Here is a 26,731-nt window from a genome sequence, read left to right as displayed (position 1 = left end):
TTAAAGCAAGTGCGCTGCCCGGGTTGCCACATTGGGATAAAACAGTTCGTCGCCAAAGCCCTGTTCAATGGTGGCCAAGGCTGATGCCAAACCATCACCCCGCACCTGCCCAAACAGTTCGGTTGCTTCGCCTTTAGCGATTAAGGTCTGTTTTAACTCGCCAATGGCTTTCAGGGCTTCTTCCAACTCAAGTGAATGCATACCGGGCTGTTTAATGTTTAGCTCGGTCAATTGTTGCTCGTCGTAACCTTGCAGCAGGCTCCAAGAACGAGCGTAATCGCTAATCACACGAGCAACCGCTTCGCCTTCTGTTGAAACCAAGCCTTGATTGGTCAGGGTTCGGCTGAGCAAACTCACCGCCTGCTCAAACTCTATGCCACGCTCGGTTAGGCGGCGCTGGTTGAGGGTATAGCCTTGCACCAAATGGTCTTTTAATACTTGTGTGGCCCACTTACGAAATTGCACACCACGCTGAGATTTCACTCGGTAGCCAACTGAAATAATGGCATCTAAGTTATAGTGGTCTATTTCCCGCTGAACTTGGCGCTTCCCCTCTTGGCGAACTATCCGGAATTTCCGGATAGTTGCCTCTTTCTCCAGTTCAGCTTCTGAATACACATTACCAATATGTTCATTCACGGTTCTTACATCTTTGCCAAACAGTTCTGCCATCTGTGCTTGGCTTAACCAAACGGTCTCTTGCTCCAGCGTCACCTCAAGGTGGGCTTGACCATCTTCGCTGGTGAATATCTGTATTTGCTGATCATTCATGAGTGTTGCCTCCCAGGTTTACATACAGCGCCTTGCACTCCAAAACAAGCACCTCCCAAGCAAGCAGCACTCAATCCAGCAGTACTCATATTTCCATACTAAAAGAGAGACTCAAGCGCGCCCGCCATTAGAGGTTAAGTAAACCTTAGCATAAAACTGTTTATTCATACAGTGTAATATTAGCCTGATTCTGCCAAATATATCTGCCTAGAAAAATTGGCCGCTTCAACCTACAAAAGCCATCACCACCAGCACCATGGTCAGCAATAGCAGGTACACCCTGGCATGCATACGATCAGTGATACGCCCGATCCAGGTCGACGCCAGGCGGATACCGAGCCATGAGCCCACTGCGAGTACCAGCAAGGCGCGCAGATCCAAATAACCGGCATACCAGTCCCCCAACGCTGGGTGATTTGCCGACAACAACACATACGTCGCGGTGCCACTCACCGCCATGGGCAACGACAACGGATTGGCCATCGCAGTGGCTGCCGTCATGCTCGCGCCTCTCCGACGCATGAGCGGTACGGTCATCACGCTGCCGCCAACGCCCAGTAAGGCGGCCACTGCACCAATCAATGTCCCCGTCATCGCCGTCACCCCTCGTCTCATAGGACGCACATCACTCCCTGACTGATGCAGAAAACCGGGCCGCAAAATGGCATCCGCAATCGTGAGAGCTAAATAACCAATGAACGCCCAGCGCACCCACTCGCCACTTAACGACACGGCAGCCGTCGCGCCCAGCACAGCGCCCACGGCGATATAGCCCACCAGCGGACGCACCAAGTGCCATTGCACGGTCTGCCGTTGGTGGTGGCGCCATGTGGACAGGGAAGCAGCAAATATCATCAACGCCGTCGAAGTGGCCACCGCGATATGCATGGCCGCTTGGCCGATACCACTATCCGGCCCATGGACGGCAATCAGCAGGGTATACAGCAAGGGAACCACCACGAACCCGCCACCGAAACCGAACAGCACGGTGGTCACTCCCGCCACCCCGCCACAAAGAAGCAATACGCTATACACCGGCACTCTCCTGATGAAACGAAACAGCAGGCACTATATGCTGGTGAGGATTGGCCGACATTCGTCATTCGGACAACCATCAACGCGTTTCAGCCAGGTTAACGCTAATGCTCAATACGCCTCTTTCAGATGTGGATCATGTAGCACGGCCCGTGGTAGCCATCGGCACTGATTACCGCCCCGGCACCCTCCTGGGCTTCCATACCCATCGCCGTGCCCAGTTTCTCTATGGCATGACCGGCGTGATGGAGGTGAACACGGATGACGGCACCTGGATGGTGCCGCCCTATAGCGGCGTCTGGCTACCTGCGGGCAAGCGGCACCAAGTGCGTATGAACGGGGTGAGCACCCGAAGCCTGTATATCGAGCCCCATGTCGCGCCACGCAATTCGAGCAGCTGTGAGGTGCTGGTCGTGACGCCTCTCCTGCATCACCTGCTGTTGGCTTCCGCCCACATTCCCGCCCTCTATGATGAAAACGGCCGCGACGGAGCCCTGGCTCAACTACTCCTATGCGAACTGGAACAGGCTCAGGCCCTGCCACTGTTTGCGCCCCTGCCCCATGACCTTCCGCTCGCCAACCTGTGCAGAGAGTTTCTTTGCCAACCGAGCATTCACACCCTTCCCGAAGCGTGGGCCCGGCAGTTGCATTGCAGTCAGCGCACCTTCAATCGCCTGTTCCGTCAGCAGACCGGACTCTCTTTTGGCGTATGGCGCCAGCAAGCCTGCCTGATGGCGGCAATTCCCAGGCTGCTCTCCGGCAACTCCGTTACCCGAACCGCACTGGAACTCGGCTACGACAGCCCGGCCGCTTTCTCCAGCATGTTTCGCAAGGTGCTCGGCCAATCTCCCAGCACTTTTGTTCGGGCGGCTAATCGTTAATAGGAGGAGTAAAAAGCAGTTGTTGCAGGTGTTAGCGCGACCGTTTCAAGACATACCGTAATCATCGGTATTGGGTTTCATGGCGTGGAGAATGTCTGCCATCTTCAGCAGCAAGACCAGAAAGGGCGTTCACTGGTCTGCCCTCTTGCCTTTCTTCCAAGCCACACATATATTCATATTTATTACTTTTGAATATAGGAAGCGCATCATGGCAACGACTAGCCTTAGCCTAGGAGAGCACTGGGAAGTCTTTATCAAAAACGAAATCTCTAGCGGTCGCTACGGCTCCGCAAGTGAGGTTGTGCGTGATGCGTTACGTGCCATGGAAGAACGCAAAAGCAAACTTGAGGCGCTACGTACGCATCTAGCCCAAGGTGCAGAGCAGGCTAGCGCCGGTGAATTCGTGGACGATTTCTCAATGGATGCATTAATCAACGACTTGGATAGAGAAGCGTAATGCCCACATTCCGTGTCACACCGAGAGCGAGGGACGATTTAAAAGATATCGGCCGCTATACGGAATGGCAGTGGGGCAAGAACCAACGGAATACCTATCTAAGGGATTTTGAAAAACGGTTTCACTGGCTCGCAGAAAATCCTCTGCTAGGAAAACATCGCTCGGATATCAAAGAGGGTTATTTCAGCTACCCTCAAGGCCAGCACGTTATTTTTTATCTGGTTGGCCATGAATGCATTGAAATCATCGGCATTCCTCATAAAGAGATGGATATCGTTTCCTATTTCCTGCCGAATTGATCATCAACACTCCTTCAAAAGCTGCTTACCCACAGGATTAAGCGGCTGCCGTTTAGCCCAAAAGGCAATCAGGTTCCGGTCACGTTGAGGAGATAACGGCAGCGATACCACATTTCCCACTGGCTTATTGTTTAACGCCAATGTGGGCACTAGGCTAACACCGACATCGCCAGCAACCATCTGCAACAGCGTGCGCGTATCGCGTACCCAAAAATCCACCTGAAAAGTATCGACTTCCTCCAATGAGTGAGCAAATATCTGCTGAATAAGCGCCTCACAACCCCCTGACGACATAATCAGCGGATGATCGGCAAGCTCCGCTACCGTAACGCTAGCTTGTTTGCTGAGTGAATGGTTCTCGGGTAGAACGGCAACGATTTCATCCTTCTTTAATAGCTGCCAATCGAAGTGCTCACACCAGTAGGTGAGATTAAGCTGCGTCACATCGGTGGTTATGCCCATATCAACCACACCGCCTTCCACCCATTCCTTTATCTCTTCTTCCATGCCTTCAAGCACAAGGCTAATGGCATCAGGATAGCGGCTCGTTAAGCTAGAAAGGTATGGCGATAACCAGCCCGTTAGCACACTTGGAATAACGCCTATTTTCAGCGTTTCATCCACTTCATTATGGAACTGGGCCACTTGCTGGCTCAATACCTCAAGCTCTCCCACAACCTTTCTGGCACTAGCAAGCGCTAACTCGCCTAAAGCAGTCATATCCCACCTTTCCGCCGCTTTTGTGATGAGCGGGCCACCCGCCAGCTTTTCCAATGCCTTCATTGAGTGACTTACGCCAGATTGGCTAACACCAAGACGCGCCGCCGCGCGGGTATAGGATTGCTCTTCCGCTACCACAAGCAGCACACGCAGCTGAGCAATAGATATATCGGCACCTCTTATCATCACTCCCCCTCATAACGACCATGAGCGAACCGAGTTTCCAGCCGCGCACTAGCGCCTTCTATGCTGGCCTTTCATTTATCATCCTGACCTGGAAATCCCATGTCCATCATTCTGGCACTAAGCGCCATGTTGTTGCTCGGCAGTACACACTTTATCAATGGCTTGCTCGCCCGTTTTTATCCGCCGCTTAATATTGGTTTTTACACGCATTTGGGCGGGGCGCTTATCAGCCTTGCAGGTGCGCTGCTCTTTTTCACATGGGAGCCAGATGCCTGGAGAGGGGGCGCGGTCGCTGGCCTTGGCTCGGCTCTGGGCGCGTTGCTGCTTTATAAAGGCTTATCGCAGGCTCCCTTTGCTATCGTAGTGCCTGTTAGCGCTGTCTCGATGGTGACGATCGCCCTTGTGCTCTCTTTGGTATTTCTTGGCGAGCGGCCCAACGCCTGGGTATGGCTCGGCGTGATGCTCGCCCTGCCCGCTATCTGGTTAACGGCGGGCGGAGGTCGAATAAATAAAGGGCAGATGGGCAGCATAACCAAAACGGGCCTACTTTTGGGGTTAGGTGCAGGCTTGGGGTTTGCTCTGCAATTGCACTTTCTTGGGCTGGTGCCCGACTATGCGGCGCTGTATGGCATCGCCCTATGCATGCTAAGCGGAGGCCTGTGTTTACTGCCGTTTTACCAACGCGCAAAGCCAGCACAAAACCGCTTTCCACTTTTCGCAACGATGGCGGGCGGTATCAGCGCGCTAGGGCTTACGCTCTATGCGCTATCACGCCAAGGACAACTCACCATTATCAGCATTGTGATTGTGTCGATGTACCCGCTAATACCGGTCGTTTTCGGCTCACTGGTTCGCAAGGAGGCAGTTAGCGGTATCAGTATGATAGGGATCGCATTGTCTATTGTTGCGACGATGTTGATTGTGGCGGGGAGTGGTTAAACATCACTCAGCTCTGCCAAATCCCGCGTATGCGGTGTCGCACCATGAACCCTGAAGGGATGGCTTCAAGTACTCTCTTTAGTATTTCTTCTTTATGTGTACTCATGGTTCACAAATTATCTATTTTTTAAAGAACCACAGAAAGGCGATTTACCAGCTTACTATCCGCGCCTGCTTGTAAACGAGATACAAACGAGACGGCGGCGAGACAAAACCGAAAGTGCCACCTACTTTGAATTCAGAAGGTATGAATTTTCTGGAGATTGGCAATGGAGCAACTAACGGGTGGCTGTCTCTGCGGCAAGATCAGAATCATAGCCAATGGCGAGCCGCTTCGGGTAGGTATTTGCCACTGTATGGATTGTCGTAAGCATCATGGGGCGCTTTTCTATGCGGCTGCTGTTTATCCCAAGCAAGCTGTCATTATCGAAGGCGAACCGCAGAGTTATCAGGGGCGTTACTTCTGTTCGACATGTGGTTCGTCGGTTTTTGCGGTAAGCGAGGAAGAAATCGAAATACACCTTGGTGCCCTTGATGCTCCGAATCAATTAAAACCGACGTATGAGCTTTGGAACATTCGCCGCGAACATTGGCTGCCGCCTTTCCCTGCCATGGAGCGATATGACCGGGACCGGGAAGCTTGAGCAGATTACGAGCTGTTTTCTCAATACCCAGCTTTTCGCCTTCCTGACGTTCTTGCTGAGCCCAGTTTTCCAAATTTTCTGCCAACATGTCTTTATCCTCCACCAAACTGTTGAGCTGATGGACCGTCGAGCGACACCACGATCACCCGCCAAAACGACTACTGGCCTAGGCGTGCCACGCTTGAACCGGGCGCTTGGCCGTGTTTCAACCTTCCCGGTGTCTGACCAGTCGACCGCTTGAAAGCGCGACTAAAGGCGGCCTGAGAGCCGTAGCCCAGGCGCCAGGCGATCTGATCAATGGATAGCTGCCGCTCGGCAATCCATCGCGTGGCCAAGCGCATACGCAGTTGGGTGACATAGCCGAGCGGCGAGATACCCAGTGAGCTGCGGAAGCGTTCGGCGAACACCGAGCGCGAGCTGCCCGCCTCCGCTGCCATGGTGGCCACTGTCCAGTCACGCCCGGGCTCGCGGTGGACGGCGGCTATGACTTTGCCCAGACGCGGATCGCGCAGCGCCTCGACCCAGCCACCGATATCACCGCAGCCACTCTCAACCCAGCCTCGCACGATGCTGGCGGCTACCACATCCGCCAACCGGGAGAGGATGCCAGCAGAACCGGCCCGTTTGAGACTCGCTTCACGCGCCATCGCTTCCAGCATCGGCAACACCTCCGGATAGCGCGACAGCAGCGTCCCCACATGCATGACGTCAGGCATCATCGAGACCAGCGGTTGCATACCACCGAGATCGAACTGCATGAAGCCGCTGAATAGACGCACCGATGGAGCGCCATCAGCAGTGTCCGGGCACTCGTTGACGCAACTGAAGTTATCACACACCGGCAGTGAGTCGATCTGTTCGATGTCGCGACTCATCACCTCGGGCGAAGAAAGCAGGCAGTGCTCGCCGCCGCGAGGCAGGAGTATGGCATCGCCGGTCTCCAGAATCTGTTCCTCACCGCCGAGCCGCAGGATGACGGCCCCCCGGGCAATAAAGTGAAATTGCGCACAACTGGCGTCGGTATCGAAACGAATGCCAAAGGGCGGCGCTACCTGGACATGCCGATAGCTCAACCCGGACAAGCGCATGCCAAGCATCAATTCGTTGATCCATTCGCTGGAGCTGATCTCAGAGCCGACAGTGGCGAAACTTTCGGACGTTTTATCAAACATACCGTACTCATAGTGATAGAGGGTCTTGAGGTAATACTTTAACCTACGCGTCATCCCAAGTATTAATCGGAAGTATCGAAATGACGGCATACGAATCTCAACACTCGACACACGAGTCGCAGACCCCATCGCGCTGGACCGCCGTGTTTTCGCTGACGATGGGCGTGTTCAGCCTAGTGATGGCTGAATTTCTGCCGGCCAGCCTGCTGACACCGATGGCAGATTCGCTGATGATCAGCGCAGGGCAGGCCGGACAGGCTGTCACGGTCACCGCTGTGGTGGCGCTGCTTGCCGGCTTACTGGTGACCTCCGTCACACAGCGACTCGACCGTCGCCACGTGCTGCTGGCGTTCTCCGTGCTGATGATCGCCGCTAACCTGATCGTCGCATTCGCGCCGCATCTAGCCTGGTTGCTGGTCGGGCGGGTACTACTCGGGGTAGCGCTGGGCGGGTTCTGGGCGCTCTCTGTCGCCACAGTCATGCGGCTGGTGTCGGAACATGACGTGCCGCGCGCGCTGTCGTTGCTGTTCGCTGGCGTGCCCATTGCCACCATCAGCGCCGCAGCGTTGGGCAGCTATCTCGGCGACATGATCGGCTGGCGCAATGTTTTTCTGCTGACGACGGCACTCTCGGTGCTGACGCTGGTGCTGCAGTACTTCACTCTACCGCGGATGGCACCCGGACGCCCGACGCCGCTCGGCACGCTGGTGAGCGTCATCAAGCGGCCAGGCATGGCGGCCGGCATCGTCGCCCTTCTGCTTGTGTTCTGCGGCCATTTCGCCTTCTTTACCTATGTACGGCCGTTTCTCGAAGGCATATCCCGGATGGGTATCAACGAGCTCTCCTCGACCCTGCTGGCGTTCGGAGTCGCTAACTTCGTAGGCACGCTGGCCGCGGGTTACCTGCTGGAGCGTAGCCTGCGCCTGACGCTGCTGCTGATGCCGCTGATCATGGGGGTGCTGGGCTGGTTGCTGGCCACACTGGGCGGTTACTCGATGGGCACCGATATCGTCATGGTGGCGCTGTGGGGCTTAGCCTTCGGCGCCGTGCCAGTCGCCTGGTCGACCTGGATCACCCGTGTCGTGCCGGACGAAGCCGAAAGCGGTGGTGGTCTCATCGTCGCTTCGATACAACTGGCAATCGCCCTGGGGGCCGCCATCGGTGGCGTGATGTTCGATATCAGCGGCGTGCTGGGCGTGTTTGCAACCGCCGGCACGCTGTTGCTGGCCGCTGCCGCCCTGGTGCTCGTCGGCGTGAGAACGCGGCCTACTGTCTCTACTGATGGCGATGCCGTCGCGGAGGCCTGTCAGTAAAGAAAGGAAACTCTCGCCAGCCGTGAAAAACAGCCACGGTCGATGGCCACCCCAAGCGCCATCAAGCAGGAAAGGGCAGTCACTTGGACTGCCCTTTCGTTTTATGTGTGAAGCGGGAATACGGAAATGAAAGCAAGGATCAGCGCTTACCTTCAATACGCAGTTCAGCCACTTCAGATGGCTCCCGCTAGGCCTTCCGTTGGTTTGCAGCGCAATGTCGAAGCTACCACTAAATTCGGTAATCGGCCGTGTCGACGTCGCCAGCTGTATCTCAATGTCAGGATAGCGACGATTGAAGTCAGCCAGCTTTGGCATCAGCCAATAGAACGCTTCGCACAACTGGCAGAACAACACAACGCGCTTATCATTTGGGTCGCCGAGCAGCGCCTGGGAGACCGTACGGCCAAACTCACGCCCTTCACGAGTAAGAAACACACGGCGATGACGGCGCTGGAAAAGCATTACGCCAAGGTCGCCCCCCTTCCATCATGCTATCGAGCGGGCTACCTAATCTGGCGATGGGCCTCTTTCCAGGAAGGTGGAAAGTGCAATGTAGCTGCGGACAGACCTGACGCCTTCAAGGCTCTGAATCTCCATCAGGAAGTCTTCGAGAGATTCAGTGTTAGCCGCACGCACTTTAATGAGCACACAGCCATCTCCTGCCACGGTGTGCAGCTCTTCTACTTCGGGTCTGTCGGCAAAGGCCAGTAGCTTGCGTGTGGCGCTGTAGCTACTGGTATCCACTAACAGGAAAGTCAGCAGCGTTCGGCCAAGCTTGCAGCCGTCAAGAATGGCGACGGTGCCCTTGATGACCCCATCGCGCTTAAGCCTTTTTACACGGTCATGCACAGCGGGGGCAGACAGGTGCACGATTTTGCTGAGTTCAGCGTAGCTACGCGACGCATCTTCGGCGAGCGCGCCTAATATTTTTCGGTCAATTGAATCAAGTTCAGCCGGATGATGCTTTATCTGCCGAATAGCATCTGTTTCTTTATCTGACGGCACCATTATCGTTTTACCTCCGAATATTATTTTCAATAAAATAAATATAACCGAACCACATTCGATTGAAAATATCATTTACGGAGACAATATTATGCCATTAGCACTTTTCGCGTTAGCGATTGGCGCATTCGGTATCGGAATGACGGAATTCGTCGTCGCTGGCATCCTTCCCCAAATCGCCAGGGATTTCGGCGTCGATATACCCACGTCAGGGTTAATGGCCACCACCTACGCATTAGGCGTGTTCGTAGGTGCGCCCATCCTGACGATTCTAGGCGCCAAGGTGCCACGTAAAACGATGCTAATTAGCCTAGCCCTCATCTTCACGCTAGGTAACATAATCACGGCAGTGGCGCCGACGCTCCCCATCGCGCTGGCGGGCCGTATTTTAACGGCGTTCAACCACGGCACTTTCTTCGGTATGGGCTCCATCATCGCCGCCTCGCTGGTCGCGAAAGACCGTCAAGCAAGTGCTATCGCCTTCATGTTCTCCGGGCTCACGATGGCCAACCTATTCGGCGTTCCTGCTGGCACCTGGCTCGCGCAAGCCTACAGCTGGCGGCTAGTGTTCTGGTTGATCGCCGGGATCGGTCTTATCACCGTCCTCAGCATCGCGATACTTGTGCCCCCCATCAAAGCGGGCAAGGCCATCGCCTTGAAGAGTGAACTACGTGCCTTCGCAGACCCACAGGTTCTGCTCGCCATGGGCATTACCGTCTTCGGCCCTGCCGCCTTCTTTACCTCTATTACCTACATCGCCCCGATGATGGTCGAAGAGGCAGGGTTTACCGACACCGGTGTGGCAAAACTGATGGTTCTGTTCGGGTTGGGTCTGGCGGTTGGCAACTGGATAGGTGGTCGCTTTGCTGACCGTTCGCTTTTCGGAACGCTGTTTGTGACCCTTGCCGCGCAGGCGGCGGTACTTTTCGTCTTCTGGCTCGGCGTTGGGAACAGCGTTGTGGCCTCGGCCTCTGTCTTCCTTATGGCCGCCTTTGGCTTCGCCACCGTCTCCCCAATCCAGAAACTGGTGATGGACCGTGCCAGCCAAGCAGGCGCACCCACCATGGCAGCGTCGGTGAACATCGGTATGTTCAACCTGGGTAATGCTATCGGCGCATGGGTGGGTGGTGCGACGATTGCCGCCGGGTTCGGTTTGGCCTCTCCAAACTGGGCGGGCGCCATCCTTTCGTTGATCGCTTTAGGCTTGGCCGTCATTGCCTGGGCGAGCGCCGGTCAGCAATATTCAGCGGCGGTGGCAGAGTAAGGTCACGGGACATACCCCCCCTATCTCACAAAAATGCCCGCCTTGATGGCGGGCATTTAGATGCCTAATACTTACTTCCCGGCGCGCACCTACTCGGCATGCGCCTTCTTGGTGGGAATGAGGTGCAGCGCCCCCACCACTACCGAGCCCACCAAAAAGCCAATCACCGCCGAGCACAGCGTATTGAAGCTCCAGCCCAGCGTGCCGCCCAAGGCACCGGTGGCCTCGCTAATGCCTAGCTCAATATGGTGTACCCACTCATAGGGCGCGTTGAACCAACCCGTGCCATCGGCACCCAGATTGACCATCAGGATATGCCCACCCACCCAGAGCATGGCGACGGTGCCCACGACCGAGATGGTCGCTAGCACCTTGGGCATGGCCGTCACCAGCCCACGGCCCAGAGTCTGCATTCCTGAACTATCCCGCTGGGCGAGCTTCAGGCCGATATCATCCATCCTGATCAACAGCGCAACCACGCCATACACCAGAATGGTGATGAAAAACGCGACCACTACCAGGCTCGCCAGCTGTGACCAGAACCCCTGATGAGAGACCGTGGCCAGCGCGATCACCATGATTTCAGCAGACAGAATCAGGTCGGTCCGAATGGCACCACTCACGATCTTTTTCTCGGCTTCCGGCCCCTGCTCTACCGCTGGCTTGTCGTCGTCATGCTTGCCGGAAAGCTTGTGCCAGACTTTCTCCGCGCCTTCAAAGGCCAAGTAGGTACCGCCCACCATCAGGATGATTGGCAATAGCGCGGGCAAAAAGTGATTCAGCAGCAGCGCCACCGGCAGAATAAAAATCAGCTTGTTGCGGATAGAGCCCAGCGCGATCTGCTTCACAAGCGACAGTTCACGTGCTGCTGCCACCCCCTGCAAATATTGCGGCGTCACCGCCGTATCATCCACCACCACCCCGGCCGCCTTCGCCGTCGCACGCCCAGCGGCGGCACTCACATCGTCCAGTGATGCTGCGGTCAACTTCGCCAATGCGGCAATGTCATCCAGTAATCCTATCAAGCCGCCTATGGCCATGGATGTTTCCTCCGTGAATAACAGGTGCTGATAGTAAAGCACATAGCGGCTGGGTCAGAGCTCCTCTTTTGGCCCAAGGGCAAACGCCGACAGTTTCTCGTCTGTGGCTTCGTCGACAAGGCATTTGAGTCATTGCACTAGCCAGTATCAGCAAGGGTATACTTCCTCTCAATCGCGGCGAGTCAATTTTAACCAGGTTCGCATATTGCGCTCCATTACCTACCATCTGTTGAGTATGCTCGGAAGATGAAGTATCTCATTGAGCGAGTGGTACTAATCTAAGGAGGAGGCCAGGTTAGTAGATATAGGTAGAACCATTACAACTTTAACGGCGAAAACCAAACCTCTAACTAAAAATGTTTTAATTCATCTATCAACCGACAACAATTAAACCAGAAACAAAGTTGGAAAATCATATCAGGAAGAATACAGAATTATATTCCCCAATAATTTCAACGTATTTATTCTCATACTAAAAAAACCAATCAAACTCACGCTTGGGTCTGCCTATGGGCTTAAGAGGCACACAATATCTTCAATCTAGCTCCAACCCTCATCAGATGCCCCGTAACGTCCGGCCATCTCTTTTACACCTATGCCGCTAATGCACAGATAAAATAAAGGATAAGTTTTTTCGCACAAAGCCTACCGAGTAGAATAATATAAATTAACTAAGTGATCTATTATCACCACTTTCCAGAAGAGGAATAGCAATCCGGCTATTTAAACATACCGAGCATGTAACCATGCATAATTTTTAAAGCTAGTTTCAGTTCGATTCTAATTCGACGGAGTTACACTTTCAGGATCCATTTTATTAAAATTAAGGGGTAGTTATAACTCATCCCCTATCCATAACCTGCGCTTTTATAACCTCATTCCCTAGTTTTCGAATGCAAGCTTCTGCTACGGAGGACAGCTCGCTTTCATACTTTACGCATTCTCTAAGATCATTAAGAATAAGTGCACGATGAAGTTGTTTCAATGCAAGAGGAGCTTGTGCATATGACTCGTAGCTAGCTATCTTTTCTTGGCAATAACGCCAAACATCTGCTCTCTTTTGGTTTAGTCTGTCTAGGCGATTGAGCCCAATGATTTCAATTGTTGCGTCAACACGAAGACAGTCCTCCTCTTCAGCTCCAGGCATGGGCACGGCTCTACAACCATCCTCATCCATTTCAAAGCTAATCAGACGAGCGTCATTGGTGGTAGGATCGATTAAAGTCGGGGCTTCAAGTTCTAGACTCTCGGGCATATCATATGTGGCCCGATGCCCATTCACCAGAGGAAAAACATCACTTTTTTTTACGTTTATGAGTTGGCCACAAATTCGATAATTCGTCCATTTAAAAGCTAACCACCAATAGCCTGCTTCAGGATTTAGACGCCCTATGTCAGTCACTTTACCCTTCGGACGGAAATGGTCAACATGGTAAGCTGACACTCCCTCCTTTGACTCCGTATACCAGCACTTATTATTAAATAAACCTAGCAACCAGTCACGAACACGGTCATCTCGCCAAAGTCTAGCGTATTTTTCAATGAGTTCATCACGCTCGTCTTCATTTGTTGCTTCACCTAGGCCAACGGTTACTCTATCTGCCTCGGATAACCAGTCAAGTGGAGGAGTTTGTCCCTTAGGTATGAGAATTTTACGCACTACTCATTCACCTCTTGTTTCAATAATCTGGCAAGCTCCGCCAGATCGCCCTTGCGTTTCGACGACACCAAGTTTTTTATAATGTTGGTAGCCAGGATTTCCTGCTCAGCCAATTCATCAGGAGTTAAGAGCTGGTTAATAGGCTTCGACTTAACCTCGTACATTTTTTGCACAAACAATTGATACATCGGATCGCGGTACTCGCGCGAAAAGCCTAGCTCCTCTAAGTGGTTGCGAAGGCGTTCCAATTCTTCTACTTCGCTTCCGGCTAAACCCTTGTTGGCTTTTTTTGCTAAAAGTTCATTGCGTCTTTCTAGATCGCTCAAAGTCTGCTGATCTAGAGTTGAGGGAAGACCAAACAGTTCACTTTTCAACAAGCCAGCCACACCCATCCCCTGAGGGTGCTCATGAGGTGTATCCACTCTTGTACTTTCCCCATCACGGCTCAAAATGCGAACCTGCTCGCGCCGCAAGCCTCCCAACATTATCGGATCGTGGGTAGTGATAAGAGTCTGCGACTCTCCTCGCAAACTCCTATCATCATCAGCATCTAGCCTGGATTTCTCACGGGGTATAAAAGAAAGCGGCTGAAAGTGTTAACGTTTCAGGGCCTTACACCAAAAACCAACACCAACCGCCGCTTCCAAAATGGTACCTGAAAAACTGACCTTCTCGCCACTCTCACGCCGGCAAATTGAAGCCGATTTCTCTGGGGGCCACATCACCTCCGATGCTGGATTGCTCTTGCTACGGGAAGTCGATAAACAACATCGTCTGACGCACCGCTTGGCCTCCGTGCTTCATGATCCCCGCGCACCGGAACAGGTTCGTCACAAGCTCGACACTCTGGTGCGTCAGCGGGTGTTCGGTGTCGCCGCGGGCTACGAAGATTTTAACGACCATGAGGCCCTACGTTACGACCAAGCGCTTCAGACCGCGCTAGGTGAAGATGAAGTCTTGGCGGGTAAGTCTACACTGTGTCGGAGCGAGCAGAAGGTAGACCGGCAAGCGATGGTGAAGGCCCATGCGTTACTGTGGCATCACTTCATTGAGCAGCATGACCAACCCCCCAAGGAAATCGTGCTGGACTTTGATGGCACCGATATTCCCGTGCACGGCGAGCAACCCGGGAAGTTCTTTAACCGCTATTATGATCACCACTGCTACTTCCCGCTGTATGTCTTCTGTGGCCGCCATCTGCTAGTGAGCTATCTGCGTACCAGTGACCACAGCGACAGCCATCACAGCTGGGCCATCCTGGCGTTACTGGTGCGCTTTATCCGCCAGTACTGGCCCGATACGCGCATTGTGTTACGAGGTGATAGTCACTTTTGTCGCCCCCGGATGCTGAACTGGTGCGATCGGCATCACGTTGACTATATCGTGGGTATCGGTAAGAACAGTCGGCTGCTCAAGGAAGTGGACGTGCCCATGATGCTGGTGCGCAAGACCCAATGGCAGGTGGGAGGCAAAGTGGCAGAGACGTTCCGCTTCCCGTATCAAGCACACTCTTGGAAATACCCACGCTGGGTGGTCGCTCGTCTAGAAGAAAGCGAGCTGGGCTCCAATCCCCGATTTATCATCAGCTCCCGTTACGACGACGGCTTCAAGCTTTACTACGAGCAGTATTGTGCTCGGGGCGACATGGAAAACCGAATCAAGGATCAACAACTGAGCCTGTTTGCTGACCGGACCTCCAGTACGCACTGGTGGGCCAATCAGTGGCGGCTGATCTTATCGGGCTTCGCCTATACGCTGTTCGAGCGCTTACGTACTTACCTGAAGAAGACCCCTTTTGAGCGCATGAGCCCAAGCAACCTGAGGCTCAAACTCATCAAAGTGGGCGCGGTCATCATCCGCAATACGCGCCGAATCCGGGTGTTGATGAGTGACAGCTACCCCTATAAAGCGCAACTATCCGATCTCGTCAGGCGGTTGGTGCCGAACTGAATGCGCGGGCGCCCCCGGCCCGACGCAATGGGGGAAAGGGGGAAGTGTATCTGAACGACGGAAAGTGGTTAAAAAGTAGGCAATTTAAGATGTACCAATAGGTTTTTAATAGCATGGCGGCCTGGGTGCGGTACTTGCTGAGGTGCTATGAGAAATCCGGGCTAGCACGCCTTCTATGTCATCAAAGTAGCGTAGCTTCCAGATTGGGTTTAAGTGCGTATCAGGTTCGTCGAGTAAGAAAAGACAATGGTCTTCACGGGTAATACGCATCAGGCCTAAAACGGTAAGCATTTGCAGCTCGCCTTCTGATAGCTGCTTAAAATCCATATTGCCGCCATGTCCTTTACGCTTTTTTACTGTAATCCTAACTTCTTCCAGTAAATCGCCAATGTAGGCGGCCTCCGCATAGCGGAAGAACCGCTCCGGTGTGCCCACAAGTTCACCCAGTTTTTTTAGTTTTCCTCGATCAGGAACGTACAGATATAGCAACTCTTGTTTTTCTGGCTTGCGACGAAAATCTATTACAACTTGCTTGGTTTCTTGCACAGGCGCCCATGACACTTGCCATAACTTATCCAAGAAATCATTCACAACCGTGCCACGGCGATGCCAAAATCTCGGGTCACCCAAAGCTATATCTTTTTCATCTAAATCGCGGGCTGCATAAGGTTTTTTGAGTACAAAAAGGGCAGATTCGATATACTCAATGTTTAGATTATCCAGCAGTTTCCTGAACACGGGGTCATCTGACAGTAGGCAGGCCAAGAGCACTAACTGGCTATGACCACCTCGACAGTAAAACAGTCGACGCACAAGGTCGTCATTATCCTGTCGTAGCAGTTGTTTGTAGCGCTCTTGATGAGAGCGAAATAGCGTTTCGATGCGCTCGTTCTTACCCGAGTAATAAACAAAAACATGCGAAGGCAAATACTCCCGAGCATGCTTAACCAAAAATTTTTGAGTCTCCACCTCTCCATTCACCCAAACAAATGGAAGCTTCTGTTTAGAGGTATTAGCTTCGATACGAACAATGTGTTCACGAATATTGTACTCAAGCGTGTAGTCGAAAGACGCTTCACGATCCAGATCCACATCACGAAAGATAGTGATGAGCGCTTCGATCAAGTTAGACTTACCTGTGCCGTTTTGGCCAATCAGAGCATGACTCCGGATGGGCTTTAGCTGTAAATCGGCTGGTGCTCCGTCAGTAGGTTGTAGGTGCGAATCGAATTTAATGTCAAGATTGCGCAGGTTACGAAAAACGGGGATACAAATACTCCGTAACTGCATCTCAAACTATCTCCTTTGCAACTAAAACAATTTTCATCTCTGCGGCAGATTCTTTCACTATCCAATTATTTTCGATTTCAGTTTTTAATTGCTTTCTGAAGACATCAATTTCTCGGTCAAAGAGTGTACATAATTCATTTTCGTACAACTTGCCGGTTTTTTTTAACAGCCTAGCCAGCTGAGCATAAGGCTTTAGTTCCGACGGAAGTATGTCAATATCTAAGTTTTCGCGCACTCTTAGAACAACTGGCTCTACAATCCAGCCGCTAGCTACCTCGGCTTTTAATTGGGCATAAAACTCATCAATAGATTTATCCAGCCCCCAGTGCTGCCACAAATCTTTTGCTTCCATCTCACTATTCTGACGAGCCAAAATAGTGGCTAATGGCGCCTGGTCTTTGATATCAGGTATTATGCCCAAGCGCAGCGGAGCGATTAATTCGGTTTTCGGGGCTTTCATCGGTTCTTCTCCTTGTTCGATGGCAATCCCAGTGAAGGCAGCTACAGACGCCTCAGCGAGCAACCCTGACAGACGATGTTTTCTTTCCAACTGTTGGTACCATAAGTCGGCTTGCTCCGTCAGCGCATTCAGTTTTGCCAAAATATCTCGCTGTTCATCAAGTGGAGGAATCGGCAATGGGAAGCTTCGAAGCTGCGTCATGTTAATCGACGCCAGATTAGTTGTTTGCTTTGAAGCTCCTGCGAAATAATCACGGCCTACACCTGAATTAAATACAAGCTCAACCCATTCGTTAAGTAAGGATAGCGAAGGAACGCGTGCCTTAAACACATGGTTCTGATGGAGGCAATTTTCCACTTCACCTCGCCAAATGGCTGTACGTCCTACTTTGTCCCAATCCCCCCCCTCAGTGATAAGTAAGTCACCTTCTTTCACTAGATACTTATTAATCTCAGTCTTGCCAATCTGGATTGTCTTCAGCTCAGCTAGTTTAAAAAAACCGCGCTGAACATTCGCTACTGTCAGATATGGACAATTCACAACATCACGCCCGCGCAAATCTCGACCTTTAGTCACACCGCCGATAACGACAGCCACTTTATCAAATGGTGTAATCCCCCAATGCGAGGGATATGAAATGCCAGGATCTTTGATAGGTATGACTTTCTGACGTCGCATTAGACCTGATGTAAGATATTGATCACGCAGGCTATCGCAATCGGCGATAGCCTCATCCACGGGCGGAAGTGATGTAGATGGAGACAAAAGCAAACCATGGACGGCCATATTTTTGAGCTCTGAGACAAACTCATTCACATCCTCAGGCGCACTAAACAATTCTCCGAATATGTCAGTCAGACGGGCTCCAGTAATTTGCAGCTCTTGCGGACTGCTTGCTTTAGTGACAGATTGCAGAGTGGACTGACGTAGGTTGTTTTGCAGCTTGCGTCGGGCCTGATGTTGCTCTTCAAGTTTGTCACACAGACCCATTAATTCATCAACTTTAGCTACGATGCGATGTTGTTCTTGGATTGGAGGAAGAGGAATAGGCAGCCCCCTAGCTATACTTGTATTTAATTCCACTTGTTGCGTAGTGCCGGAGACTAAAGAATTTGAATGAGATGGATCAATACGCAACTGCACCCAAGGCGAAGCAATTACACACCATATGTAGCGTGGGGAGCAATTTGCAAGACGAAGAACTGTAATATGCGAATCCGCTACGGCTGATACATATTCGTCAGGCTGATAAATCGCGACTCGACCAGCAGTGCCAGTCCCCGTAGAGTTCCATAATAAGTCACCTGTGCATAGAAATCGCTCTTTGCTGTAAGAGCTCAAAGCGTCATCTGCAACAAAGCGCGCGGGTGAAATATCAAATCCAGTCCATTTCACACATTTTTGTGAAACTACATAAGTCGAGCCTTTAACTGCATACTTGGGGCTTTTACCTCTTTGAATGTACAAGCAGATTTTTTCGAGGCGAGTCCACTGCCAATGTTTGGGAATAGTAAAGGGCTGAACATGCAATTGTGGCTGCATTTTAGTTTCGCGCAAACCTAGCCCGGATTTCTCATAGCACCTCAGCAAGTACCGCACCCAGGCCGCCATGCTATTAAAAACCTATTGGTACATCTTAAATTGCCTACTTTTTAACCACTTTCCGTCGTTCAGATACACTTCCCCCTTTCCCCCATTGCGTCGGGCCGGGGGCGCCCGCGCATTCAGTTCGGCACCAACCGCCTGACGAGATCGGATAGTTGCGCTTTATAGGGGTAGCTGTCACTCATCAACACCCGGATTCGGCGCGTATTGCGGATGATGACCGCGCCCACTTTGATGAGTTTGAGCCTCAGGTTGCTTGGGCTCATGCGCTCAAAAGGGGTCTTCTTCAGGTAAGTACGTAAGCGCTCGAACAGCGTATAGGCGAAGCCCGATAAGATCAGCCGCCACTGATTGGCCCACCAGTGCGTACTGGAGGTCCGGTCAGCAAACAGGCTCAGTTGTTGATCCTTGATTCGGTTTTCCATGTCGCCCCGAGCACAATACTGCTCGTAGTAAAGCTTGAAGCCGTCGTCGTAACGGGAGCTGATGATAAATCGGGGATTGGAGCCCAGCTCGCTTTCTTCTAGACGAGCGACCACCCAGCGTGGGTATTTCCAAGAGTGTGCTTGATACGGGAAGCGGAACGTCTCTGCCACTTTGCCTCCCACCTGCCATTGGGTCTTGCGCACCAGCATCATGGGCACGTCCACTTCCTTGAGCAGCCGACTGTTCTTACCGATACCCACGATATAGTCAACGTGATGCCGATCGCACCAGTTCAGCATCCGGGGGCGACAAAAGTGACTATCACCTCGTAACACAATGCGCGTATCGGGCCAGTACTGGCGGATAAAGCGCACCAGTAACGCCAGGATGGCCCAGCTGTGATGGCTGTCGCTGTGGTCACTGGTACGCAGATAGCTCACTAGCAGATGGCGGCCACAGAAGACATACAGCGGGAAGTAGCAGTGGTGATCATAATAGCGGTTAAAGAACTTCCCGGGTTGCTCGCCGTGCACGGGAATATCGGTGCCATCAAAGTCCAGCACGATTTCCTTGGGGGGTTGGTCATGCTGCTCAATGAAGTGATGCCACAGTAACGCATGGGCCTTCACCATCGCTTGCCGGTCTACCTTCTGCTCGCTCCGACACAGTGTAGACTTACCCGCCAAGACTTCATCTTCACCTAGCGCGGTCTGAAGCGCTTGGTCGTAACGTAGGGCCTCATGGTCGTTAAAATCTTCGTAGCCCGCGGCGACACCGAACACCCGCTGACGCACCAGAGTGTCGAGCTTGTGACGAACCTGTTCCGGTGCGCGGGGATCATGAAGCACGGAGGCCAAGCGGTGCGTCAGACGATGTTGTTTATCGACTTCCCGTAGCAAGAGCAATCCAGCATCGGAGGTGATGTGGCCCCCAGAGAAATCGGCTTCAATTTGCCGGCGTGAGAGTGGCGAGAAGGTCAGTTTTTCAGGTACCATTTTGGAAGCGGCGGTTGGTGTTGGTTTTTGGTGTAAGGCCCTGAAACGTTAACACTTTCAGCCGCTTTCTTTTATACCCCGTGAGAAATCCAGGCTAGCTTAGCTATGTAGTCTCGGCGCAAAAGAGCGGCTGTATCAATTGTCTTAGAAACATGTGATTCTGATGCAATTCGCTCTACAAGACGGCCTGAGACAGCTAACTGAATAACCAGCTCACGTAGTTTTTTCACTCCACCTGGCGCATTAGCAATATGCTCAAACTCTGCTAAAAACTTCCGCGCGTCCATTAGGCTTTCTCACTGACAAAATGATGCGCTAGCCCGGATTTCTCATAGCACCTCAGCAAGTACCGCACCCAGGCCGCCATGCTATTAAAAACCTATTGGTACATCTTAAATTGCCTACTTTTTAACCACTTTCCGTCGTTCAGATACACTTCCCCCTTTCCCCCATTGCGTCGGGCCGGGGGCGCCCGCGCATTCAGTTCGGCACCAACCGCCTGACGAGATCGGATAGTTGCGCTTTATAGGGGTAGCTGTCACTCATCAACACCCGGATTCGGCGCGTATTGCGGATGATGACCGCGCCCACTTTGATGAGTTTGAGCCTCAGGTTGCTTGTGCGTATTCCGGCGAACGTGACCGGTCATTCCGGTGATCGTGACCGATTTGCACACGGCCTTCACGCTGGAGAGAGTTTTGTACGCTGAGCGGTCACGATGGGTCAACCGATTCCGTTTTTTGTGCGTTGGTTTTTCTCAGTGATTCCCCTTTCAGATTGAGTCGGTGAGCGCCGTGCAGGAGCCGATCCATGATGGCGTCTGCCAGCGTGGCGGAGCCGATGTAGTCATGCCAGTGCTCCGTGGGTAACTGGCTGGCGATGAGGGTGGAGCCCCGCCCGTGTCGGTCTTCGATTACTTCCATCAGGTCCTGCCGCTGCTGCGCCGTGATCTTCTGCATGCCCCAGTCATCCAGGATCAGCAGGTTGGTCTTCAGCAACTGGTTCATCAGCCGACCGTAGCTACCATCACCGTGCGCGATGCGCACCTGCTCGAACAGGCGCGGCACTCGCAGGTAGCGCACCGAGAGGCCTTGCCGGCAGGCCTGATTGCCCAGGGCACAGGCCAGCCAGGTCTTGCCGCAACCGGTAGGCCCGGTGATGCACAGGTTCAGGGACTGGCGGATCCAGTCGCTGCTCGCCAGGGCCGCCATACGCGAGCGTTCCAGTCCCCGGGGATGACGGTAATCGATGTCTTCGATGCACGCCGGCACGCGCAGGCGGGCGGCCTTGAGCAGCCGGTCCAGCCGACGGTTTTCCCGGTGCAGCACCTCCCGATCCACTAACAGGGCAAGGCGTTCCTCGAACGCCAGGTCGTGGGTTTCCGGTTGGGCGCGTTGTTGTTCCAGGGCATCGCCCATGCCCGTCAGCTTGAGGTGGCGCAAGGTATCGAGGGTGTTGTGCGTTAGCATACGTTTCTCCGGGATCAGTGGTAGTAGTGGGGGCCGCGAACGTTGGTGTGAACCGGCAGCTCGGTCAGTTCCGGTGGCTCCTCGACCAACGGCAGCGGTAACTGATCCAGCCCCTGCTTCAGGATCGAGGTGATGCTCTGGTAACTGGCGGAGTGGATGGCCAGCGCCCGGGCACAGGCCTGCTCCAGGCGATCACGACTGTAGCGCCGACTAAGGTTCAGAAGTCCCAGGCAGGCGCGGTAACCATGTTCCGGATGAGGCCGATCCTTGAGCTGCTTCTGCACCACGCCCAGCGTGCCGGGGCCGATGTCATTGGCCCAGTTCAGGAACCGTCCCGGTGACCAGTTCTGATGGGCCTGGTGCGATTTAGGCATGTGTTCCGTCAGGGTGGCGAAGCGGCCCTTACCATGACGAGGATGTAGCGCCACTCGCTGCCCTTTGTGCATGACCTCCACGGAGGTGTCGGTCACCCGAACGTCCAGCTTCACCCCCACCAGGGCGTGGGGCACGCTGTATAGCCGCTTCTCGATCTCGATGTGATAGTCGATACCCGGCCGTGCCTTACGCCACTCGGCGTAGGTGTAGGGCGTGGCGGGGAGTGGTCGTAGTGCCGGTCGGTCGAGGGCATCGAACAGGCTTTGACGACTCTCTGTCCGTCCTTGGAACGGGCGTTGGTTCAGCGCTGGTAACAACGCGGCGATGGCGGCGTTCAACTCGGCCAGAGAGAAGAACGTCTGGTGCCGTAACCGGGCCAGGATCCAGCGCTCGACCAACAGCACGGCGGCTTCAGCCTTTGCCTTGTCCTTGGGCTTGTAGGGACGCGCGGGCAGCACCGCCGTCTGATAGTGAGCAGCCAGTTCAGCGTAAGTCTCGTTGATCTTCGGGGTGTAACGGTCCGCCTTGGTGACCGCTGCCTTGAGGTTGTCCGGAACCAGCAGTGCCGGCACCCCGCCGAAGAACGTCAGCATCCGTTGGTGGGAGGCGATCCAGTCCGGCAGGCTCTGGCTCCCGGTGGCCTCGGCGAAGGTGTAGCTGGAGGCGCCAAGCACGGCGACAAAGACCTGGGCCTGACGCATCTCTCCGGTGCTCCGGTCCACCACCGGCACGGTCGGTCCGCAGTAATCGATAAAGACCTTCTCGCCGGCCCGGTGAACCTGGCGCATGCTGCGCCGTTGCCGCCCCCGCCAGAGCCGGTAGTGGTGGCAGAATTGGCTGTAGCGGTAGGCCTTGTCGCCGTGGCGTTCCGTGTACTCGGCCCAGAGCAGTTGCAAGGTAACGCCCTTGGTCTTGAGTTCCTGGTGGACCTGGAAGTAATCCGGCTCGGCAAAGCGTGAGGGCGGTGCCTTGACGGGGAACAGCCGTACTTCCAGCCAGGCCTCATCAGCATCCTCGGGCAACGGCCAAGTGATGCCCTTCGCCTGGGCCTGGCTGACGTACTTGCCGACCACGCCTTTGGAGAGACCACAGGCGCGGGCAATGCGGTCGTGGCTCAGGCCTACTTCGTGCTTGAGGCGCAAGACCTCGATGATCTGTCGCATGGAAATCCTCGCAGCCGGCATCCGCACTTCCTCGTGATGAAAAAGAAGGGTATGCCGAATAAAGTTGAAGAATTCCAGCGTGTTGGATGTGATTCCGGGGGAACGTGACCGATGATTCCGGCAACGTGACCGGCGATTCCGGAAAACTGCCCAAAATCGGTCACGATAAAACGGAATGCGCGGTCACCATCATCCAGAACAGACGGTCACGTTCAAACGGAATGGGCGGTCACGATAGGGCGGAATACGCAGCTTGGGCTCATGCGCTCAAAAGGGGTCTTCTTCAGGTAAGTACGTAAGCGCTCGAACAGCGTATAGGCGAAGCCCGATAAGATCAGCCGCCACTGATTGGCCCACCAGTGCGTACTGGAGGTCCGGTCAGCAAACAGGCTCAGTTGTTGATCCTTGATTCGGTTTTCCATGTCGCCCCGAGCACAATACTGCTCGTAGTAAAGCTTGAAGCCGTCGTCGTAACGGGAGCTGATGATAAATCGGGGATTGGAGCCCAGCTCGCTTTCTTCTAGACGAGCGACCACCCAGCGTGGGTATTTCCAAGAGTGTGCTTGATACGGGAAGCGGAACGTCTCTGCCACTTTGCCTCCCACCTGCCATTGGGTCTTGCGCACCAGCATCATGGGCACGTCCACTTCCTTGAGCAGCCGACTGTTCTTACCGATACCCACGATATAGTCAACGTGATGCCGATCGCACCAGTTCAGCATCCGGGGGCGACAAAAGTGACTATCACCTCGTAACACAATGCGCGTATCGGGCCAGTACTGGCGGATAAAGCGCACCAGTAACGCCAGGATGGCCCAGCTGTGATGGCTGTCGCTGTGGTCACTGGTACGCAGATAGCTCACTAGCAGATGGCGGCCACAGAAGACATACAGCGGGAAGTAGCAGTGGTGATCATAATAGCGGTTAAAGAACTTCCCGGGTTGCTCGCCGTGCACAGGGATATCGGTGCCATCAAAGTCCAGCACGATTTCCTTGGGGGGTTGGTCATGCTGCTCAATGAAGTGATGCCACAGTAACGCATGGGCCTTCACCATCGCTTGCCGGTCTACCTTCTGCTCGCTCCGACACAGTGTAGACTTACCCGCCAAGACTTCATCTTCACCTAGCGCGGTCTGAAGCGCTTGGTCGTAACGTAGGGCCTCATGGTCGTTAAAATCTTCGTAGCCCGCGGCGACACCGAACACCCGCTGACGCACCAGAGTGTCGAGCTTGTGACGAACCTGTTCCGGTGCGCGGGGATCATGAAGCACGGAGGCCAAGCGGTGCGTCAGACGATGTTGTTTATCGACTTCCCGTAGCAAGAGCAATCCAGCATCGGAGGTGATGTGGCCCCCAGAGAAATCGGCTTCAATTTGCCGGCGTGAGAGTGGCGAGAAGGTCAGTTTTTCAGGTACCATTTTGGAAGCGGCGGTTGGTGTTGGTTTTTGGTGTAAGGCCCTGAAACGTTAACACTTTCAGCCGCTTTCTTTTATACCCCGTGAGAAATCCAGGCTAGAGCGACAGCAAGTTCGCTCTTAAGCTGATTTTCGGTTTCTTCTATTTCGCTCAACAGTTTCTTATATTTTTCCAGCAGCAGGTCTGGGTCGTAGATTACTTCCTCTGGTGCATTGGGGTTTTTGATATCAAGATTGAAGATGGGCCAGTAGATTCCATCGCCCACTGATTGGGCATCTCGCGCTTGCATACGCAGCTGTTCAACCTTGACTCGCAGCTCTGCAGTCTGAGCATTGACTTTCTCGCGGTACGCAGCATTGCTGGCACCAGCCAAGCTTTTGCGCAAATAATTAGCTTCCTCTTCCAGTTTGGCAGCCTCATTGTTCAGTTCCTTAGAGCGCTGCCAATGAGGTGAAGCGGAGGATTCTGCTGTTTCGCGCTTTTCTTTGAAATCAACTTTCCATGCAAACTCATTTTCTACACGGTCAGCAAAGTCATTAACTTCAGTGCCCCACCATTCCTGCTCAGGTTTAAATTCTTCAAGGCGGATGGGCTTGGTTTTGGAATAGCTTTTATAGCCTGCTGGGTAAGGGTGCTCGTAGAACCAGATAGTCTCAGTGTGGAAGTGATCGCCGCCATCATCTGCTATAGGGTGTCTATTAAAAAAAAGCAAATTAGTTTTAATGGTTGTATAAGGGGCAAACACACCTTTTGGTAACCTAATAACGGTATGCAGCTTGCAGTTGCGCAATAACAACTCTTTTAAGACATTCTTAATACCATTACCAAATAGAAAGCCATCCGGCAAGACAACGGCTGCTCGGCCATTATTCTTTAATAATTTTTGGATGATGAGCGCCATAAACATGTCGGCGGTTTCTCGCGTTCGTAGCTCGTCAGGGTAATCGCTACCGGCGCCATCATCTTCATAACCACCGAAAGGCGGATTAGTGATAATACAGTCAACCTTATCGTGTGCGCTCCATTCCTCCCAACTTTTACCGAGCGTATTAAAGTGTTCAATTTGACTTGGCACGTCGATGCCATGCAAAAGCATGTTGGTTGTACACAGCAAATGGGGCAACTGCTTTTTTTCAATTCCGCGGATCAACTTTTCTATAGCACGCTTGTCTTCCGCGCTTGATTTTGTAGTTAGCTGATTGCGAAAGTGATCAATAGCAGCCGTTAAGAAACCACCGGTACCACAGGCTGGATCCATTACTGCTTCGAGCTTATCTAAACGGGGGTCGACGCGATCTACCATAAAAGCGGTGATAGCACGCGGGGTATAAAACTCACCAGCGTTACCTGCGCCACGCAAATCATTAAGCAGTTGCTCATATACATCACCAAGGCTAGCGCGGGTTTTGAAGTCGTGGAAGTTAATGGCACCTTCCAGTTTTTCAATCACCGCTAGCATCTGCAAGCCGGATTTCATATAGTTATTGGCGTCTTCAAAAACCTGCTTAATGACTTTGTGTTGTGGACTTTGGCTGGCGTCAATTTGGTACTTGAGTGCAGGAAACAATTCACTATTAACGAAACTGATCAGTTCATTACCAACAGTTTGCATTTTTTTCTTACTGGTGCTATCGAGCGAAAGCTTCGCCCAGTTGCGCCAGCGAAAACGTTCTGGAATAGGAGATAGATATTTGATGTCATCGGCTTCCCACTCCTCTTCACGTTGATCAAAAACTTTGAGGAAAAGCATCCATGTAAGCTGACCGAGGCGCTGAGCATCGCCATCAACGCCATCGTCCTTACGCATGATGTCTTGAATAGACTTAATGTTACTACTGAGATTCATGAGCTGCTCTGTGATAGCTAGTTTTTAAGCGTCTGATTGATTGCAACAATAATAAAGACGTTTGGTTTGCCATAAAACACAAAATCAGCGCTATTGGGGCCACCTTCTGCTTTAGGATATGTATTGCGAAAGGCGAATTTAACATAGAACATTTACTAAACATAATTAATATCCACCTCATTGCCAAAATGATTTTATCTGATATACAAATGGTTAGAGCGACGAGGGTTATTTTGGGATCCCAGTCAAACAACTGCCCCCTATCATTTAGTATTTTTCTTTGTACAAGTGAACTGCTGAAGCTGTTTAAGCGAACATATCTCATAGCTATGAAAATCAGCGCCAAGTGG

Annotated in this window: 23 protein-coding genes and 1 pseudogene; 8 read left to right on the top strand and 16 right to left on the bottom strand. The window is 52.9% G+C overall.

Annotated elements, in window-relative coordinates; translation table 11 throughout:
• A complete protein-coding gene (locus tag ACWI0H_RS04165) occupies positions 1 to 771 on the bottom strand; it encodes a virulence RhuM family protein (RefSeq protein WP_485875018.1) in 771 nt (256 codons plus the stop codon).
• Positions 772 to 996: 225 nt separating this feature from the next.
• A complete protein-coding gene (locus tag ACWI0H_RS04160) occupies positions 997 to 1,806 on the bottom strand; it encodes a sulfite exporter TauE/SafE family protein (RefSeq protein WP_485875016.1) in 810 nt (269 codons plus the stop codon).
• 107 nt (positions 1,807 to 1,913) lie between these two features.
• On the opposite strand from ACWI0H_RS04160, the gene ACWI0H_RS04155 reads away from it, so the two are divergent.
• The 3 genes from ACWI0H_RS04155 (at position 1,914) to ACWI0H_RS04145 (ending at position 3,443) form a co-directional block, all read left to right on the top strand.
• The gene (locus ACWI0H_RS04155; protein ID WP_485875014.1) at positions 1,914 to 2,687 is read left to right on the top strand and encodes an AraC family transcriptional regulator; all 774 of its coding nucleotides are present in this window, start codon (positions 1,914 to 1,916) and stop codon (positions 2,685 to 2,687) included.
• A gap of 208 nt (positions 2,688 to 2,895) precedes the next feature.
• On the top strand, positions 2,896 to 3,144 hold the full coding sequence (locus tag ACWI0H_RS04150) for a type II toxin-antitoxin system ParD family antitoxin (RefSeq protein WP_485875012.1): 249 nt from the start codon (positions 2,896 to 2,898) through the stop codon (positions 3,142 to 3,144).
• Positions 3,144 to 3,443, top strand: coding sequence for a type II toxin-antitoxin system RelE/ParE family toxin (locus ACWI0H_RS04145; protein ID WP_485875010.1), 300 nt, complete (start codon positions 3,144 to 3,146; stop codon positions 3,441 to 3,443). Before ACWI0H_RS04150 ends, ACWI0H_RS04145 begins: the two co-directional genes overlap by 1 nt.
• A gap of 3 nt (positions 3,444 to 3,446) precedes the next feature.
• Here the strand turns inward: ACWI0H_RS04145 and ACWI0H_RS04140 are convergent, their stop codons facing one another.
• On the bottom strand, positions 3,447 to 4,349 hold the full coding sequence (locus ACWI0H_RS04140; protein ID WP_485875008.1) for a LysR family transcriptional regulator: 903 nt from the start codon (positions 4,347 to 4,349) through the stop codon (positions 3,447 to 3,449).
• A 99-nt stretch (positions 4,350 to 4,448) separates the two neighbouring features.
• Here ACWI0H_RS04140 and ACWI0H_RS04135 point away from each other — a divergent pair, with 99 nt between their 5' ends.
• Positions 4,449 to 5,288 carry an EamA family transporter gene (locus ACWI0H_RS04135; protein ID WP_485875006.1) on the top strand — a complete coding sequence of 280 codons (840 nt, stop codon included), beginning with the start codon at positions 4,449 to 4,451 and terminating at the stop codon, positions 5,286 to 5,288.
• 269 nt (positions 5,289 to 5,557) lie between these two features.
• Positions 5,558 to 5,932, top strand: coding sequence for a GFA family protein (locus ACWI0H_RS04130; protein ID WP_485875004.1), 375 nt, complete (start codon positions 5,558 to 5,560; stop codon positions 5,930 to 5,932).
• Between the two features lie 158 nt (positions 5,933 to 6,090).
• Here the strand turns inward: ACWI0H_RS04130 and ACWI0H_RS04125 are convergent, their stop codons facing one another.
• Positions 6,091 to 7,104 carry an AraC family transcriptional regulator gene (locus ACWI0H_RS04125; RefSeq protein WP_485875002.1) on the bottom strand — a complete coding sequence of 338 codons (1,014 nt, stop codon included), beginning with the start codon at positions 7,102 to 7,104 and terminating at the stop codon, positions 6,091 to 6,093.
• A gap of 80 nt (positions 7,105 to 7,184) precedes the next feature.
• Between ACWI0H_RS04125 and ACWI0H_RS04120 the strand changes: the two genes are divergently transcribed.
• Positions 7,185 to 8,417 carry an MFS transporter gene (locus ACWI0H_RS04120; protein ID WP_485875000.1) on the top strand — a complete coding sequence of 411 codons (1,233 nt, stop codon included), beginning with the start codon at positions 7,185 to 7,187 and terminating at the stop codon, positions 8,415 to 8,417.
• 507 nt (positions 8,418 to 8,924) lie between these two features.
• Here the strand turns inward: ACWI0H_RS04120 and ACWI0H_RS04115 are convergent.
• The gene (locus ACWI0H_RS04115; protein WP_414121380.1) at positions 8,925 to 9,425 is read right to left on the bottom strand and encodes an Lrp/AsnC family transcriptional regulator; all 501 of its coding nucleotides are present in this window, start codon (positions 9,423 to 9,425) and stop codon (positions 8,925 to 8,927) included.
• An 88-nt stretch (positions 9,426 to 9,513) separates the two neighbouring features.
• Between ACWI0H_RS04115 and ACWI0H_RS04110 the strand changes: the two genes are divergently transcribed.
• The gene (locus ACWI0H_RS04110) at positions 9,514 to 10,686 is read left to right on the top strand and encodes an MFS transporter (RefSeq protein WP_485874997.1); all 1,173 of its coding nucleotides are present in this window, start codon (positions 9,514 to 9,516) and stop codon (positions 10,684 to 10,686) included.
• Positions 10,687 to 10,775: 89 nt separating this feature from the next.
• Here the strand turns inward: ACWI0H_RS04110 and ACWI0H_RS04105 are convergent, their stop codons facing one another.
• The 3 genes from ACWI0H_RS04105 to ACWI0H_RS04095 all read right to left on the bottom strand — a co-directional run bounded on the left by ACWI0H_RS04105 (position 10,776) and on the right by ACWI0H_RS04095 (position 13,871).
• Complete coding sequence (locus tag ACWI0H_RS04105) at positions 10,776 to 11,726, bottom strand: DUF808 domain-containing protein (RefSeq protein ID WP_485874995.1); 951 nt, start codon at positions 11,724 to 11,726, stop codon at positions 10,776 to 10,778.
• 841 nt (positions 11,727 to 12,567) lie between these two features.
• Complete coding sequence (locus tag ACWI0H_RS04100) at positions 12,568 to 13,386, bottom strand: HNH endonuclease family protein (protein WP_485874993.1); 819 nt, start codon at positions 13,384 to 13,386, stop codon at positions 12,568 to 12,570.
• A complete protein-coding gene (locus ACWI0H_RS04095; protein WP_485874991.1) occupies positions 13,386 to 13,871 on the bottom strand; it encodes a hypothetical protein in 486 nt (161 codons plus the stop codon). Before ACWI0H_RS04095 ends, ACWI0H_RS04100 begins: the two co-directional genes overlap by 1 nt.
• A gap of 163 nt (positions 13,872 to 14,034) precedes the next feature.
• Here ACWI0H_RS04095 and ACWI0H_RS04090 point away from each other — a divergent pair, with 163 nt between their 5' ends.
• Positions 14,035 to 15,336 carry an IS1380 family transposase gene (locus tag ACWI0H_RS04090; protein WP_101146771.1) on the top strand — a complete coding sequence of 434 codons (1,302 nt, stop codon included), beginning with the start codon at positions 14,035 to 14,037 and terminating at the stop codon, positions 15,334 to 15,336.
• A 105-nt stretch (positions 15,337 to 15,441) separates the two neighbouring features.
• On the opposite strand, the gene ACWI0H_RS04085 is transcribed toward ACWI0H_RS04090, so the two are convergent.
• The 8 genes and pseudogenes from ACWI0H_RS04085 to ACWI0H_RS04050 all read right to left on the bottom strand — a co-directional run bounded on the left by ACWI0H_RS04085 (position 15,442) and on the right by ACWI0H_RS04050 (position 26,381).
• Positions 15,442 to 16,626, bottom strand: coding sequence for an ATP-binding protein (locus ACWI0H_RS04085; protein WP_485874989.1), 1,185 nt, complete (start codon positions 16,624 to 16,626; stop codon positions 15,442 to 15,444).
• A gap of 1 nt (position 16,627) precedes the next feature.
• Positions 16,628 to 18,628 (bottom strand): restriction endonuclease subunit S, encoded by a 2,001-nt coding sequence (locus tag ACWI0H_RS04080; protein ID WP_485874987.1) that lies wholly within the window; start codon positions 18,626 to 18,628, stop codon positions 16,628 to 16,630.
• A 182-nt stretch (positions 18,629 to 18,810) separates the two neighbouring features.
• Positions 18,811 to 20,112: an IS1380 family transposase gene (locus ACWI0H_RS04075; RefSeq protein ID WP_101146771.1), complete on the bottom strand. Its 1,302-nt coding sequence runs from the start codon at positions 20,110 to 20,112 to the stop codon at positions 18,811 to 18,813.
• 480 nt (positions 20,113 to 20,592) lie between these two features.
• Positions 20,593 to 20,739: a transposase gene (locus ACWI0H_RS04070; protein ID WP_485876158.1), complete on the bottom strand. Its 147-nt coding sequence runs from the start codon at positions 20,737 to 20,739 to the stop codon at positions 20,593 to 20,595.
• A gap of 86 nt (positions 20,740 to 20,825) precedes the next feature.
• Entirely contained in the window at positions 20,826 to 21,581 is a 756-nt protein-coding gene (gene istB, locus ACWI0H_RS04065; RefSeq protein ID WP_022522218.1) for an IS21-like element helper ATPase IstB, read from the bottom strand.
• 14 nt (positions 21,582 to 21,595) lie between these two features.
• Positions 21,596 to 23,140 (bottom strand): IS21 family transposase, encoded by a 1,545-nt coding sequence (gene istA / locus ACWI0H_RS04060; RefSeq protein ID WP_289109332.1) that lies wholly within the window; start codon positions 23,138 to 23,140, stop codon positions 21,596 to 21,598.
• A 236-nt stretch (positions 23,141 to 23,376) separates the two neighbouring features.
• Positions 23,377 to 24,537 (bottom strand): annotated as a pseudogene (locus tag ACWI0H_RS04055) (IS1380 family transposase); the annotation flags it as partial.
• A 71-nt stretch (positions 24,538 to 24,608) separates the two neighbouring features.
• The gene (locus ACWI0H_RS04050; RefSeq protein ID WP_485874985.1) at positions 24,609 to 26,381 is read right to left on the bottom strand and encodes a class I SAM-dependent DNA methyltransferase; all 1,773 of its coding nucleotides are present in this window, start codon (positions 26,379 to 26,381) and stop codon (positions 24,609 to 24,611) included.
• Between the last annotated feature and the right edge of the window lie 350 nt (positions 26,382 to 26,731).

The organism is Halomonas sp. NYA30 (assembly GCF_976980765.1).
Note: the sequence above shows the minus strand (reverse complement) of the source record. Positions and strands in the feature narration are given on the sequence as shown.